The organism is Rheinheimera texasensis DSM 17496 (assembly GCF_000711985.1).
GTDB lineage: Bacteria > Pseudomonadota > Gammaproteobacteria > Enterobacterales > Alteromonadaceae > Pararheinheimera > Pararheinheimera texasensis.
In genome coordinates, this window is record NZ_KL544006.1 from 220,409 (window position 1) to 235,219 (window position 14,811).

The 14,811-nt window shown below is 53.3% G+C and carries 16 protein-coding genes; 11 read left to right on the plus strand and 5 right to left on the minus strand.

Annotation, left to right across the window (positions count from 1 at the left end; all coding sequences use genetic code 11):
- Positions 1-7: 7 nt before the first annotated feature.
- From Q399_RS0118040 to dapA, 3 genes are all read right to left on the minus strand, one after another.
- The gene (locus Q399_RS0118040; RefSeq protein ID WP_031570967.1) at positions 8-1,297 is read right to left on the minus strand and encodes a DUF2066 domain-containing protein; all 1,290 of its coding nucleotides are present in this window, start codon (positions 1,295-1,297) and stop codon (positions 8-10) included.
- A gap of 184 nt (positions 1,298-1,481) precedes the next feature.
- Positions 1,482-2,540, minus strand: coding sequence for an outer membrane protein assembly factor BamC (gene bamC / locus Q399_RS0118045; protein ID WP_031570968.1), 1,059 nt, complete (start codon positions 2,538-2,540; stop codon positions 1,482-1,484).
- Between the two features lie 38 nt (positions 2,541-2,578).
- Positions 2,579-3,454, minus strand: coding sequence for a 4-hydroxy-tetrahydrodipicolinate synthase (gene dapA, locus Q399_RS0118050; protein ID WP_031570969.1), 876 nt, complete (start codon positions 3,452-3,454; stop codon positions 2,579-2,581).
- Between the two features lie 142 nt (positions 3,455-3,596).
- On the opposite strand from dapA, the gene Q399_RS0118055 reads away from it, so the two are divergent.
- The 6 genes from Q399_RS0118055 (at position 3,597) to Q399_RS21755 (ending at position 9,336) form a co-directional block, all read left to right on the plus strand.
- Positions 3,597-4,124 carry a glycine cleavage system transcriptional repressor gene (locus tag Q399_RS0118055; protein ID WP_037046631.1) on the plus strand — a complete coding sequence of 176 codons (528 nt, stop codon included), beginning with the start codon at positions 3,597-3,599 and terminating at the stop codon, positions 4,122-4,124.
- A 23-nt stretch (positions 4,125-4,147) separates the two neighbouring features.
- A complete protein-coding gene (gene bcp, locus Q399_RS0118060; protein WP_031570971.1) occupies positions 4,148-4,609 on the plus strand; it encodes a thioredoxin-dependent thiol peroxidase in 462 nt (153 codons plus the stop codon).
- A gap of 52 nt (positions 4,610-4,661) precedes the next feature.
- Positions 4,662-5,270: a glutathione transferase GstA gene (gstA, locus tag Q399_RS0118065; protein WP_031570972.1), complete on the plus strand. Its 609-nt coding sequence runs from the start codon at positions 4,662-4,664 to the stop codon at positions 5,268-5,270.
- A 10-nt stretch (positions 5,271-5,280) separates the two neighbouring features.
- A complete protein-coding gene (locus tag Q399_RS0118070) occupies positions 5,281-6,384 on the plus strand; it encodes a PQQ-dependent sugar dehydrogenase (protein WP_031570973.1) in 1,104 nt (367 codons plus the stop codon).
- Between the two features lie 4 nt (positions 6,385-6,388).
- The gene (locus tag Q399_RS0118075; RefSeq protein WP_051686159.1) at positions 6,389-8,416 is read left to right on the plus strand and encodes a TonB-dependent receptor family protein; all 2,028 of its coding nucleotides are present in this window, start codon (positions 6,389-6,391) and stop codon (positions 8,414-8,416) included.
- A gap of 80 nt (positions 8,417-8,496) precedes the next feature.
- Positions 8,497-9,336, plus strand: a complete 840-nt coding sequence (locus tag Q399_RS21755) for a substrate-binding periplasmic protein (RefSeq protein WP_157836344.1) — start codon at positions 8,497-8,499, stop codon at positions 9,334-9,336.
- Here Q399_RS21755 and Q399_RS0118085 read toward each other — a convergent pair.
- Positions 9,275-10,324: an AI-2E family transporter gene (locus Q399_RS0118085; RefSeq protein ID WP_031570976.1), complete on the minus strand. Its 1,050-nt coding sequence runs from the start codon at positions 10,322-10,324 to the stop codon at positions 9,275-9,277. The two genes, Q399_RS21755 and Q399_RS0118085, sit on opposite strands and share 62 nt — an antisense overlap.
- A 211-nt stretch (positions 10,325-10,535) precedes the next feature.
- On the opposite strand from Q399_RS0118085, the gene Q399_RS0118095 reads away from it, so the two are divergent.
- The 5 genes from Q399_RS0118095 to Q399_RS0118115 are packed head-to-tail and all read left to right on the plus strand — an operon-like array spanning position 10,536 to position 13,993.
- Positions 10,536-11,207 (plus strand): hypothetical protein, encoded by a 672-nt coding sequence (locus Q399_RS0118095; protein WP_031570977.1) that lies wholly within the window; start codon positions 10,536-10,538, stop codon positions 11,205-11,207.
- Complete coding sequence (gene bepA / locus Q399_RS0118100; RefSeq protein WP_031570978.1) at positions 11,208-12,650, plus strand: beta-barrel assembly-enhancing protease; 1,443 nt, start codon at positions 11,208-11,210, stop codon at positions 12,648-12,650.
- A 7-nt stretch (positions 12,651-12,657) separates the two neighbouring features.
- Positions 12,658-13,002 carry an arsenate reductase (glutaredoxin) gene (gene arsC, locus Q399_RS0118105; protein WP_031570979.1) on the plus strand — a complete coding sequence of 115 codons (345 nt, stop codon included), beginning with the start codon at positions 12,658-12,660 and terminating at the stop codon, positions 13,000-13,002.
- Entirely contained in the window at positions 13,002-13,568 is a 567-nt protein-coding gene (gene wrbA / locus Q399_RS0118110; protein WP_031570982.1) for an NAD(P)H:quinone oxidoreductase, read from the plus strand. Before arsC ends, wrbA begins: the two co-directional genes overlap by 1 nt.
- Complete coding sequence (locus tag Q399_RS0118115) at positions 13,565-13,993, plus strand: DUF2069 domain-containing protein (RefSeq protein WP_031570984.1); 429 nt, start codon at positions 13,565-13,567, stop codon at positions 13,991-13,993. Before wrbA ends, Q399_RS0118115 begins: the two co-directional genes overlap by 4 nt.
- On the opposite strand, the gene Q399_RS0118120 is transcribed toward Q399_RS0118115, so the two are convergent.
- Entirely contained in the window at positions 13,990-14,736 is a 747-nt protein-coding gene (locus Q399_RS0118120; protein ID WP_157836345.1) for a substrate-binding periplasmic protein, read from the minus strand. The genes Q399_RS0118115 and Q399_RS0118120 overlap by 4 nt on opposite strands.
- Between the last annotated feature and the right edge of the window lie 75 nt (positions 14,737-14,811).

Genomic DNA, 14,811 nt, shown 5'->3' on the forward strand with positions numbered 1-14,811 from the left:
GTTTGCATTATTGGCGACGGAACAAATAACGGCTGCTGATCACCAGCGCTGCACTGGCAGAGTTCTGTCCGGCGGACAGTGGTAATGTCGATTCTGCCGCGACCGCCGGATCAGTTTGTCCGCCCGCCAAGGCGGCTTCCATCGCCGCTTCAGCATCGGTCAGTTCGCCTGAGCTCTGCACAGGTGACGTTACAGGGTTTTCCGCAGCAGGCGCTTCTGTTGCTGGTTCACCGGTGCCGGTATCAGCTGAGACAGCTTCAGGCGCAACAGCATCTGGTTGTGGCGTCAGTTCTTTGACCAGACTCAAAGCACGGTAAAATTCATCGGGACTAGCCGCAAGCTGCAGTTGCAACACAGCCTGACCTGCCTGATATTGCGTGAGTTGATGGTCACGCACGGTCAGCATACTGCTGAACAATTGCCGTAGCGCCACCAAGTCGCTCAAGCTGCTGACCCCGTCAAAGGTCAGTTGCAGGCTACCTGCGGCGGTGTCACCACTGGCACTTATCCGCACTGCATAACGGGACGCCTGCGCCGCAGCCAGTTCGGCACAAAACTGCTGCGCCAGCGCCATGGCGTCAGCATTCAGCAGCTCTTTGCTTTGCACGCCACCATCCACCAGCTGCTGCCAGGTCAGACGGAATTGCACTAAGCCGCTGGCATCGGTCAGCTGATCAAACAACAGGTTATACACTTCAGTGGCCTGATACCGGCCGGACGCCTGTTGCAGTAATGCCCAGTCACCGCCCCAGCTGGCAGCTTCGTTGACCAGCGCACTGTCGGTTTCATCGTATAACGGAAATTGCAGACTGAGGCCATAACGGCCAGCTTGCTGTAACAAGGCTTTTCGCAGCGGATGCTCAGGACTTATCACAAACTGCGGTGTCTCGACCGGACGCTCGGTCAGCCATAACAGCACATCAGGCCGGCGTGGCCCCCACACCGGGATTTGCAGACTTTGCAGCAGACGGGTTATTTTCTGGCCGTCCAGCGTCACTAATAACTGCGGCTGACCGTCCTGCTGCACTTGCTGAAACTGCACGACAAACTGACCGCTATTCTTCAGCGCATCCGCAATGCCTGGCTGAGCGAATACTGCCTCACCACCGGTCAATTTGACTAACACGTCCTGCAGCGCCTGCTTTTGCCACTGCGGCTGGCTTTGCCCGGCTGCGACTCTGGCCTGATACAAATCTGTCAGCTCTGCCGCATTTGATACTGTAATCAAAAACGCAGAAACCAGAAGCACAGCAGGCGTCAGACGTTGAAAATAACGCGGCAATTTTAAGGATGGCATGATAAAAACTCCGCTGAATCAGTCCAGTGAGCAGCGCTCAGCTCGGGGCTGGTCAATTACCTGCAAACTAAGGCGACCAGCTGTAACAAACAACATATATTGTGCCGCAAAAACCTTTGGTTTTGCCAAAAAACAAAGCGCAAAGTCAGAGACTTCGCGCTTTTTTTGTTACCGGAACTTCAGATCAGAGTTCCAGTTTGCCCTGGCGGATCGCCGCAGCAAAGACTTCATACACGGCATCTAAGGTGGTTTGATCCAACACTTTGCCATCTTTGTCTTTGATCTTAATCGCTGTGCCTTTGTCAGTTTTGCTCAGCGATAACTGATATTCACCGGCAGTGAGCGGCAACTCTGGCAGATCTTCATCGCCCCAGATGCTGTCCCAGAAGCCTTGTTCGGCTTTGACGTATTTAACGTAATAGACATAATCCGACTGGTTAAGATCTGTCACTTCAAGACCTACTTTTTCCAGCAGCAGTTCAAGCTGCGACCAGGCCACATCAATTGGCTGAGTGGTCAGCATTACTGGTTCCTGTTTGTCGTTGACGGCGCGAGTCAGCAGAACATCCGGCAGTTTGGCTTTGGCTTCACGAATGGCAGCCAGTTCCACAGTTGCTATGTGGTCAATGATGCGGTTTAGAAAATGCACTTCTTCGCGGCGTTGGCTAATTGGAGTCAGTTTTTGCGTCTCGTCAGTGTATTTATGTTCCAGCAGTTTAACCTGCACTGCGATAGTGCGGCCGTGGCTGCGCGGCTCTAATTGCACGCTGAATTTACTTTGCTGGGTTAATTCCTGCCCTTTCCATAACCACCAGCCGGTTTCCTGATATTCGCTGACCCAGCCGGTTTGCCATTCCAGCTGTTTTGGCTGGCTGACTTCAATGGTATTTTTCGTGAAATAACCGCTGATGTTGGTCTGTAAGTACGGCATCAGGTCGCCGGTGAACTCTGAGCGTTCAAACCAGACCCTGGCTTCTTTTTCTTCTTCTTCCACCCGTGCATTGGTCGCTACTGCCAGCACCTGCATCGGTGCCCGCAGGTCCATTTGCTCAGGCGCTACGCCCGCTGCTACTTTTGGCGGTAAATCGTATTGACCTGGTTTTTTAGGCGCCTTTAAGCCGGCCGGAATTTTTAATTCGGCGATACGCTGTTCATTGACAGCAGTTTTTTCTGTGGCGGGCCACAAAGAACAGCCAGATAACAACAAAGTGGCTGCTACTGCGCCAGGGATCCAATAATGCACCTAAGCACTCCTACTGAAGAAATTGTCAAAAAAATCGGTTACAGCTGCGCTGCCTGCAGCGCTTGTTCGATTACGCTCTGGTGAATTGGTTCCAGTTGCGTCAAAGGTAAACGGGCAAAATCCGACGAAATCAGCCCTAAGCGCAGCAGCGCCCATTTGGCCGGGATCGGGTTACTTTCTATAAAGAGGTCACGGTGCAGCGGTTGCAAAGTGCTGTCAACGCTTTTCGCTGTAGCACTGTCACCGACGCGGGCTGCACGGATCATCGCGGACATGGCTTTTGGTGCCACGTTGGTGGTGACAGAAATCACGCCATGGCCCCCCTGCAGCAAGAAATCACAGGCACTGGCATCATCACCGCTCAAAAGCGCAAAATCCGACCCGACCAACGCCTGGATGTCGCGTAAGCGCGTGAGACTGCCGGTGGCTTCTTTAACGCCGGTGATATTGCTGATTTTGGCCAGTTCCGCCACAGTCGCCGGCAGTAAATCAACGCCGGTTCGGCCCGGCACGTTATACAGCAGCACCGGTTTGTCGGTGGCGGCGGCTACTGCGCTGAAATGCGCCAGCATGCCTTTTTGTGTCGGTTTGTTGTAATAAGGCGTGACAGTCAGGAAACCATCAATCGCCATTTTATCCAGCGCTTTGGTTTTTTCGACCGCTTCGGCCGTACTGTTAGAACCGTTGCCGGCGATGATCTGGCAATTGCCAGCGACGTGGTCAATAACAAACTGCAGTACAGTTAACTGTTCAGCGAAATCAATAGTGGCAGCTTCGCCGGTAGTCCCCATGATGATCAGGCCATCGGTGCCGTTATTTAACTGATAATCCAGCAACCGCTTGAGGCTTGGGTAATCCACTTGTCCATCTTCAAACATCGGGGTAATTAGGGCGACGTGACTACCACTGAACATTTTAACTACAGCTCCATAAAAATCAGGCTGCTCATATTAATGACGGCGGGGTCTTAACACAAGCGCACGTTCCGCTCCTGATGAAATTTCAAGGGATTATGTTACACTCCGGGCCTTCTTGATTTCGGATTTATGCACGCTCATGCCGCAACAACTGGTCGTTACAGCCATCGGTACAGACCGCACAGGGATTGTCAGTCAGCTGGCCCGGCTGGTCACTGACTGCAACTGCAACATTGTCGACAGCCGGATGGCGATTTTTGGCAATGAATTTACCTTTATCATGCTGTTGTCCGGTGACGCCGCTGCGATCAGCAAAATCGAATATCTGCTGCCAAGCTCGGCCTTTGAGCTTGATCTGCTGACGATGTCCAAACGTACCAGCGCCTGCACATTGCCGACCTTGTCGGCACCTTATATCGTCGAATACACAGGTATTGATCGCGTCGGCACTTTAGGCGCTATCTCGAGTTTGCTGGCAGAACATCAGGTCTATATCGGCGCACTGAAATCTCAGACGCTGCAACCAGACCCGGCCAAGCCGCCACAAACGCATACCGTGATGACAGTGCAGTTACCGCAAGGCCTCGACAGTGACAAAATCAAACGCTTGTTGCAGGCCAAATTCAATCAGATGCAACTGCAGGGTCGCTTTGAGCTGCAAAGCTAAGCGCCTTACACACAGGAGTGTTTATGCAAACTTTAACTGCCGGTCAGAGCGCACCGGAATTCTCTTTACTGAATCAGTCTGGTGAGCAAGTGACCCTGAAAAGCCTGCTGGCCAATCATCGGGTGCTGTTATATTTCTATCCAAAAGCCATGACGCCGGGCTGTACTGTGCAGGCTTGTGGCCTGCGCGATATCAAGGCGGAACTGTTAGCGAAAAATGTCGTGGCGGTCGGTGTCAGTACAGATCCGGTGAAAAGCCTGGCGAAGTTTGTCGAGCGCGACCAACTGAATTTTATGCTGTTATCCGACCCGGAGCACCAGCTGGCTGAGGCTTTTGGCGTCTGGGGTGAGAAGAAGTTTATGGGTAAAATCTATGATGGCATTCACCGCATCAGTTTTCTGATCGAGCAGAATGGTGTGATCAGCCAGGTATTTGATACCTTCAAAACCAGCAACCATCATGAGGTGGTGCTGAAGGCGCTGTAAGCGTTGTTACATTATTATCCCGGTGGCCCGCCACCGGCTCAGGAGCCATGTTATGAAGTTATATTTTGCCCCTGCCGCCTGTTCGCTGGCTTCCCATATTGCGCTGGAAGAGGCCGGACTTAAACATGAAACCATCCGGGTCGACCTGCGCAGCAAAACCCTGCCCGATGGTACTGATTATCGCCAGATTTGTCCGCAGGGTTATGTGCCGGCTTTACAGGTGAAAAACGGCGAACTGCTAACCGAAGGCCCTGCCCTGTTGCAATACATTGCTGACCAGGCGCCAGCGACCAATCTGGCACCGGCCAATGGCAGCTTTGGCCGTTATCGTCTGCAGTCCCTGCTGAATTTTATCGCCACTGAACTGCATAAAAATTTCTCACCTTTATTCGACCCAACTGCAGCAGATGTCACCAAGGATGCGGCCCGTCAGCGGCTGTCGCTACGCCTGAGCCAGGCTGAAGCGCAACTGGGCGCACAAAACTTTCTGCTCGGCGATTATTTCACCGTCGCAGATGCCTATTTGTTTACGGTGTTAGGCTGGGCGCGGATGGTGCAGGTTGACCTGACCCCCTATCCACAGCTGCAACAGTTTCAGCAGCGCGTACAAGCCCGCCCCGCGGTGCAACGGGCAATGCTGGTTGAAGGCCTGAAAGTTTAAGGAGATCTTGATGCGTATATCTTTACTGGCAATGGCCATGCTGAGTAGCGCCGTTGTCGCAGACCCGGCTTTTATACAGAGCCAGCAAGGCAATTTACGAATTGATACTGTCGCTACTGACCTGGCGCATCCCTGGGGCATCAGTGTGCTGCCGGATGGCCGTTTACTGGTAACCGAGCGCGACGGTCGGTTGCGTTATATCGATAAAAGCGGTCAGATCAGCGCGCCGATCACTGGCCTGCCGGCCATTGTCGTGGCCGGCCAGGGCGGTTTGCTCGATGTACTGACCGACAAAGATTTCGCCAGCAATCAGACTATCTATTTAAGCTACGCCGAACCTGGTGCCAATAACACCAACAGCACCGCTGTCGCCCGCGCGACGCTCGATGGCCAGACGCTGAAGAATTTCAAAGTCATTTTTAGCCAGACACCAAAAGTTGACAGCAAATATCACTTCGGCGGCCGCCTGGTACAACAAGCTGATGGTAACCTGTTTGTCACTATGGGCGATCGCGGCAATCAACGCGAACTGGTGCAGGACTTGTCAACCTTAGTAGGCAAAGTCGCGCACATCACGCCAGATGGCGCTGCAGCCCCCGGCAACATACTTGCTGAACAGAAAAAAGCCCAACCGCTGATTTGGTCCTATGGCCACCGCAATATTCAGGGCGCTACCCTGGATGATAATGGCCGGCTCTGGACCCACGAACACGGCCCACAGGGCGGTGATGAAATCAATATCACTGTTGCCGGTAAAAACTATGGCTGGCCGCTGATTACGTACGGCGAAGAATACGGCGGTGGTGTGATTGGCAAAACCAGCCAGACCGGGCTGGAACAACCGCTGCACTATTGGGTGCCGTCGATTGCGCCGAGTGGCATGTTGTTTTATCGCGGTGCGATGTTCAGTAAATGGCAGAATAACCTGTTGGTTGGCTCGCTGAAATTCGGTCAGCTGGTGCGGCTTGAAATTAAAGACGATAAAGTCACACACGAGGAACGCATCCGTATTGGTGCCCGCGTTCGGGACGTTGAAGTCGCGCCGGACGGTTCCGTATATTTACTGACTGACGAAGACAAAGGCGCCGTGTTACGCCTGACCCCAGCCGGCTGATTGCATGCTGCTGTGGTTACCCGTTGGCGGTATGACTTTGCTTGGCAATCTGGCATTGCCTGGCAGCCTGGCTCCACCAGCCTCTGCTGCGCCTGAGTCCATTGAGCGCATCGCCGTGTCTACCGGCCCTTTGCCGGTCAGCTGGCTGCAAAGCCCGGCCGCGCTCAGTGTGCAACCGCTTAATCCAACGCTGCAAACCGACGCACTAGCCTTATTGCAGGGTATCGCCGGTTTGCAGGTGGATGTGCGCTCTAATCTGGCGCAGGACAGCCGCCTCAGCCTGCGTGGTTTTGGCAGCCGCAGCAGCTTTGGTGTCAGAGGCCTGCGCATGACGCTGGACGGCATTCCGTTGACGACGCCGGATGGGCAAACCCAACCCAGTGCCTTATTCACTGCCGATCTCGCCGCAGTGTCTGTGCTCAAAGGCCCTTTTGCCGCTTTGTACGGCAATGCCGCCGGTGGTGTGGTGGCTTTTGACAGTAAACCGACCGAGCCGGGTCTGCTGCAGCTGCAGCAACAACATAGCAGCACCATGCGTCAGCAACTGCTGCGCGCGGACAGCGACTTTGGCAGCCTGATGCTGCAACAGACCGACTTTCAGGGGATACGCCCGCATAACCGTGCTGAACGTCAGGCCGCACTTTGGAAACATCAGTGGCAGCTTGGGGATGATATCCGGCTAAACGCCCGCTTCGACTGGAGCCGCGACCCACGCCTCGATGACCCCGGCGCTTTAACGCTGACCGAATGGCAAACGAACCCCTTGCAGACTTCAGCGCTTGCCAGCCGGTTTGACAGCCACAAAAGCACCCGTCAGCATCAGGCTGGTATCAGTGTGCAAAGCAGCGACTGGCAGTTCAGCAGTTATCTGACTTCGCGGCAAATCAATCAGTTGCTAACGCAAAGCGGCGAAGCTATCAGTAGCAGCGGTGGTATTGTGCAGCTATCTCGGCAAATGGCCGGCTTGCAATGGCAACAGCAACACCAATGGCAAGAATTGGCCTGGCAGTGGGGATTGAGCCATGAACAAAGCCGTGATGAGCGTCAGGGGTATGTCAATCAGTTCGGTCAGGCCGGCGCACTACGCCGCGACGATCGCAGCGACAGCCGAAGTCAGGATGCGACGCTGCGGCTGAGTTATGCGTTGACACCGTCGTTGTCTTTATTCGCCGGAGGCCGACTGGCGTTTTTAAAATTTTCCAGTCAGGACTATTTTGTTGTGCCGGGCAATCCGGATGACAGTGGCGACAAAAGCCAGCAAGGCCATGCCCATGCACTTGGCTTTTCCTATGCACTGACCGACGAATTATCCTGGCACGCCAGTACAGGCCGTGGTTTTGAAAGCCCAACCCTGACCGAAATGGCCTATCAGCGCAATGGCAGTGGCCTCAATCTGCAATTAGCACCGGCGCAGAACCGGCAATGGGACAGTGGTCTGAAATGGCTGCGGCAGGAACACAACGGTGAACGCAGCCTGCTCCAGTTCGATACCTTTTTTCTTACCAGCAGCAATGAATTGGTCGTAGACATCAGCAGCGGCGGCCGTACTGTGTTTAAAAATGCGGCGGGGACCAGACGCCAAGGTACAGAATTGACTTTGCAACGGCACTGGGCATCTGGCTGGCAAGCCGAATATAGTTTCAGCTATCTGGATGCGGTTTATGACAATCCGTCTGATCCCAGCCACGGCTTGCAACTGCCCGGTGTTGCCAGTAACCAACACGCGCTGCGGCTTAGTTTCGCACCAGGTGAGCACTGGTTTGCGGCGGCCGGTTATCGTCGGCTTAGTCGGGTTGCTGTCGATGACCGCCATGCACAGTTTGCACCGGGTTATGGCCTGTTTGATCTGCAGACCGGCTGGTCAGGTCAGGCCGGCGCTTTGCAATGGCGTGTTGATTTGTCTGCGCAGAATCTGACCGATGAGCAGTATGTCGGCGCCGTGGTGGTGAACCAGAGTTCGGGCCGCAGCTTTGAGCCTGGAATACCGCGCCAACTGAGTGCTGGAATCCAGCTCAGTTTTCAGTTACCCTAAACACCTTTTCACAGGACAGATTTCCGCAAGGATCAAGACACAGTCAGCGGCCACTCAGAAGTAAGATGCGGATGCTCACTATGTTAAAACAATGCTTGTTGGTCCTGCTGCTCTGGATCCTGCCATCAGCGCTGACGCCGCTGTTCGCAGCACCGCCACTGCGGGCAGACATGCCGGTGCTCAAGCTTGCGATGTACCACAGCCCACCTTATTACTTTACCGAAAACGTTGCCGAGCCTTATGGTTTGTCGATCGATTTACTGAAACCGGCGGCGCGCCAGCTTGGCCTGCGGATTGAAATTGTCACTTGCCCTTTTCCACGCTGTCTGAAACTGGCGGAACAGGGTGAAGTTGATATTGTGGCTGGCCTGATCAGAACCGATGAGCGCGAAAGCTACCTGCATTTTATCCAGCCGGCGATGATGAATTTTGTCTCTTCTTTTGTGTTTTACAGCCGGCACAGTCAAAGCCATGACATCCATTCGGTTAAAGACCTGACCGGTCGCAGCGTGACCGTTATGCGCGATGCTGCTTATTTCCCGGCTTTTGACCAAGCCGCTGATTTTCAAAGGGTTCCGGTTAATTCTGAAGCAAAAGCACTGGAACTGGTCTATAAAGGCCGGGCTGACTATGCGATTACCATCGAACAAACCGCCGCCGGTTCATTTGTGGAAGCTGGCCTTACACTCGCCGATTTAAAACGCCAGCCTTATCATGTGAATCAGCATATTCGCGGTTATCTGGCATTTTCCCGCCAATCCCCCAATTTTCAGTTAGCGGCTAAACTGGAACAAATGCTGGAACAGCAATATCGTGCCGGTATGTTTCACCTGCTGTGGCAAAAATACCACTTGCCGGCTATCCCGACTCAGACGCAAAAGTCTGCAACAACACCTTTAATAGCGACGCCAGCGGAATAGCCAACACCACACCCCAAAAGCCGAACAAACCACCAAATACCAATACAGCCAACATAATATAAAACGGGTTAATATCGACCACACGGCCAAATAACCAGGGCACCAGCAAATATGCATCAAGCACTTGCAACAACAGATAGCAGAATAAAATCCAGCTGCTGGTGCTGCTGAGTCCCCACTGACCGATAGTCACCAGCACTACGGGGACAGTGACCACGGCGATGCCGAGGTAAGGAATAAACACCGACAAGCCCACCAACAACGCCAGTAGCAAGGCATATGGCAGCGCAAACAGGCTGAACAGCAAATAACAACAACACGCCAGCAACACCAGCTCCAGTAATTTCCCCTGAATGTAGCCAAGCAGCTGATGGTCCAACTGCCGCCAGACCGGTGTTAATATCGCACTGCTGGCTGGAAACTGGCGCTGCAGACCAGTGAGCAATGCTGTTTTGTCTTTCAGCAGAAAAAACATCATCATCGGTAATAACACCAGATACACCAGCAGGTAAAACACGCCGGCCACACCGGTCAGCGACGAAGTCAGCAGTGTATTGAGGAAATTCAGGCTCTGCCCTTCCAGCCGCTGCAACAACAAAGCGAGCTGACGTTCGCTGAGCCAGCCAGGCTGTGCCGAACCCAGCTGGTCCAGATACTGTTGTCCGATCGCCGTGAGTTCGGGCAAAGCCTGCCAAAACGCCTGTGCTTGTTGCCATACCAGTGGAAACAGTGTGGCTATCAACCACCACATCAATGCAATCAAGGCCAACATGGTCAGGGCCACTGCATCAACCCTGCGCATGGGCAGCCGCTGTAGCCACGAAACCGGCCTATCCAGCAGATAAGCAGCACCCAGCGCCAGAAACACCGGCATTAAGACATCCGCGAAATACAGCGTGATCCCAAGCAACACCGAGAGGTTAAGTAGCAGCATAAACGGCGGCGACCCGTCGAGACTGTGCCGCAACGACGACCAGATATTACGCATTTGATACTCCTGCCTGCAGGTCTGTCTTGCTTGTAGTCGCGGTTCCCGCCAGAATGAACAGGCTCCGCGCAGGAAAAGCCACGCCGGCTAGTCAACAGCCGCAGAAGTTGTGATACATTTTAACTCTATGACAAAACAGCTGCTTTTGCCGGAATTCACCAGCGACGCGGCGCAAAAAGCCACCATCCGGCGCGGCCAGGAGGAATAGTTCATGTCGCAAAATGGCAACAGACACAAATTACCGCCAAATCCTACGCTCAAAGACATCAACTGGTACAAAAAACAGATTAACTGGGGCGAGCTGCCGCCGTTTTATCACATGGTGTCTCAGTCTCTGGGTGAATCCGAAGGCTTGCTGACGCATGGTTTTGACACTGCAGTGAAAAAAATCATCGATAAACGCAATTGGAATCTGCAGTTACTGGGCGGTTATATCGATGACAATCAGGAGATCCATTGTGACAACAAGCCGCGTATCGCCTTATATCAGGTTTTTTCTGAACGCGGCTTTGAACTTCACGCTATCCCCTATGCCAAAGACCAGGAGATCGACCAGTATGTCAAAGGCAACCGGTTGATGGAGTTTAATCTGTGGGACCCGGTATCGATGCGGTTGTTGTTGCGGGTCAACCAATTACATAAATTTATCGGATATTACTTTGAACACGGTGATGAAGCAGATTTCGCATTGATCCTGCATGCTCACAAAACGGTGCACAAAGTGATTCAATTCATGCAGCAACATGTCAATGTGCAGAAAGTCGAAGGCGTTACTATCAAGGCGTTTTTCGAAGCACAGGAAAAACGCCTGGGTCAGGCGGATGCCGATGCGCTGCAACTGCAAGGGTTGAAATCCGGTATCCAAGGTGAGCAGAAGAAGTAGATGACGTATCTCCTGAAAATTGCGTTTTGTTCAATGTTCGTGCTGCCTTTCACTGCGGCAGCAGTAAATTCCACCGCCTTACCTGATTTAGGCACCAACGCCTTCTCCAGTTTGTCACCGGAAAAAGAAAAAATTATCGGCGACATGATGCTGAAGCAAACCCGCTCGCAACTGCCGATGGTCAATGACCCTTTGTTAGACGAATATCTGCATACCCTGGGACAAGGGCTGGTTGCGAAAGCGGAAGGTGTGCGTTTTCCATTCTCTTTCTCCTGGGTCAACAGCCCGGAAATTAACGCTTTTGCTATGCTCGGCGGCAATATAGTTTCAAATACAGGCACGCTGGCTGCCGCTGACAGCGAAAGTGAATTTGCCTCAGTCATGTCACATGAAATCGTGCACGTGACGCAGCGCCACATTGCGCGGGCGGTCGAAGCAAAATCACAGAATGCGCCGCTGACGATGGCATCCCTGCTTGGCTCAATCCTGCTGACTATCGCCAATCCGGAAGCCGGTATGGCGGGTTTGATGGCGACCCAGGGTGTCGCTGCGCAGCAAGCGATTAATTTTACCCGCAGCAATGAACAGGAAGCCGATCGCATTGGCATTCAGTTGTTAGCCAAAGGCGGCTATGACCCCTATGCCATGCCGGAGTTTTTCAACAAGCTCAGCGAAAAAACCCGGTTCAGTAATACTCAGTTGGCGTTTTTATATACTCACCCGCTGTCACAGGCGCGGATCAGCGATTCACGGGTACGGGCTGAACAATTCGAGCGGCGTTTTGTGCCGGACAGCAGCGATTTCGCCCTGGCGAAGGCAAGGGTCTGGGCGCGTTATCAGTTAAAAGGCAAAGATGCGCTGGCCTATTTTCAGAAAAAGGTCGCGACGCCAGGCGGCAATACCAAAGCCAACCAATATGGCTTGGCTCTGGCCTTATTCGACAGCGGTGATGTCAGCGCCGCCGAACAAATCCTGTTGAAACTGCGCGCACATGACGACAAAAATCTGTTTTATATCGATGCGATGACCGATGTTTATATTCAGTCTGGTCGCACCGAAAAGGCTCTGCAGTTGCTGGAACAGGAATATTTGCTGCGGCCAAACAATCAGGTGATCACGCTGAACTATGCCAATGCAGCACTGGCGGCCAAATCCGAACGGCTGGCGCTACACTTGCTGAAAAATCTGCTGTATTTCAAACCTGATACCTATCTGGCTTACGAAATGCTCATCGATGTCTATAAATCAATGAATGATATGGCGAAATATTTTGAAGCCCGGGCCGATCTGTATTACCAGCTGGCAATTTATCCCAAAGCGATTGACGATATTAACGAAGCGTTGAACCGCTTAGCTGCCACCGACAAGTTGGAAAGCCGGCGGCTGGAAGCGAAGAAAAAGCAGTGGCAGGCCGAATTTACCCGCTTAAAACAATTAAACTGAGACCCCCATGCTGAAGATTTACCATAACAACCGCTGTTCTAAAAGCCGGGAGGCTTTGGCGCTACTCACAGAAAAAGGCCTTGAATTCGAAGTCGTTTATTACCTTGAAACGCCGCCGGATCAAGCCACATTACAGCGACTGCTGCAAAAGCTCGGTTACAGCGCCCGTCAGCTGTTACGCCATAAGGAAACAGAATACAGCCAGTCAGGCCTGGACAATCCGGCGCTGACTGAAGAGCAATTAATTGCCGCGATGATCGCAATGCCCAAACTGATTGAACGGCCTATTGTTGAATGGGCGGATAAAGCCATAGTTGCCCGTCCGCCGGAGCTATTGCTGGAGCTGCTCTAATGCCCGCTAAGGTACTGATTTTGTATCATTCGCGGCATGGCTCAGTGCAGCAGCTCGCTGAAAAAATCGCTGTCGGTGTACAAAGTGCAGGCGCCGAAGCCATGCTGCGGTGTGTCGCGCCCTGGTCGGCCGATACCCCGCTCGCACATCCTGTGGTGACAAAAGCCGAACTGGTGCAGGCCAACGCACTGGCGATCGGCAGCCCGGTGCGTTTTGGCCAGATGAGTTCAGAAATGAAACAATTCTGGGAGCAGACGACTGATTTGTGGCTGCAAGGTGCGCTGATTGACAAGCCCGCCGGCGTTTTTACCTCGTCTTCTTCGATGCACGGCGGTCAGGAAGCCAACTTGCTGGGCATGATGTTACCGCTGTTGCATCACGGCATGGTCCTGCTGGGCCAGCCTTACGACGCTCCGGCGCTGCATCAGACCCAAAGTGGCGGCACGCCGTATGGCCCGACACAAGTGACCGGCCATAGCACAGCCACAGGCCTCACCGCACACGAACATACCCTTTGTCTTGAATTTGGCAAGCGGCTGGCCCGCTTCGCCGGGAAACTGCAATGAAAGTGTTATTTGAACAACAGGTGCCCCTGGCACCATCGACCCGTCGCTTGCTTCGCATCGGGCAGCTCGGCTATCTGGCACTGTTTTTACTGATCCCGGCGTGGGTTTTGTGGTTATCTCCGCCGGAGCTTGGCAGTCCGCGGGTGTTACTGGCGTTATTATGGGGCCCGCTGTGGTTACCGCTTAAAGGTATCTGGCAAGGTAAAGCCTACACCTTCGCCTGGGCCAATTTTATTGTGATGATTTATTTCGTCCATGGACTGACCCACTTATGGGTTAGCAGTGGCATCGCTTTTTATCTGGCGCTGTCTGAAGTGGTTTTTGCCAGCCTGATGTTTTATGGTTGCACCTATTACGCGCGTGATCGTGGCAAAGAACTGGGATTAAAAATCCCTAAGTTAAAAGACGATCCGGTCGGCCGTTAACCCGGAGCATTGCCTTTATATTTTTGCAGCAGCTGTTCAATCACCCCCTGTGCTTTCAGCCGGCTAAAGGCGCGTAAAATCGCCTGACGCCGAGGCGATTGCTGGCTGACGGCACAAAAAACGCCAGGCGGTGAGCTCCAAATTGGGTCGGCGACAAATTCTGTATCAAACTGCTCGCGATCCAGCAGATAAAAATAACTCAGGTCTACTGCCATCACCGCATCCAGCCGGCGCTGCGCCAGCCGTTTCAGATTACTTTGCAGCGAATGCGCATCGTCACGGACAATCAATCTTTCAGTGAAAGCTTGCTGGAGTTCCGGATAGATAAAGCCGAAAGTGGTACCGACTCTTTTGTAATACAGATCCGCCAGACCACGAATGGCGGCGCTGTCCCGGCGGCGGATAATCAATTGACGGCTGAAGAACAACGTATCAGTCCAGTCAAATCGTTGTGGCTGACTGACCCAATCCGGATTGAGGAAACAACCGACCTCAGCCTCGCCGGCTACCAGCCAAGGCTCGAGCCGGGCCCGCGGAATATCCAGATATTGTACGGGGCTGCGCAGTTCCTGCGCCACCAGATCGAGAATATCTTTCGCCATACCACCGGATAACTGACCACTTCTGCTAAAGATGGCAAATGGCACTGCATTAGTGTCACTGACTGCGGCTTTGAGTGGCGGTGACAACACGTTCAGCGTCTTGATGCCCTCAGCCCCGGCCTGTCCGAAACATGCAGGCACCAACAGCAAACAGCACCGGATGATGCTGTACACCCCGCCACGGAGAGCCTGAAGTATTCTCATAACGGCCACAAC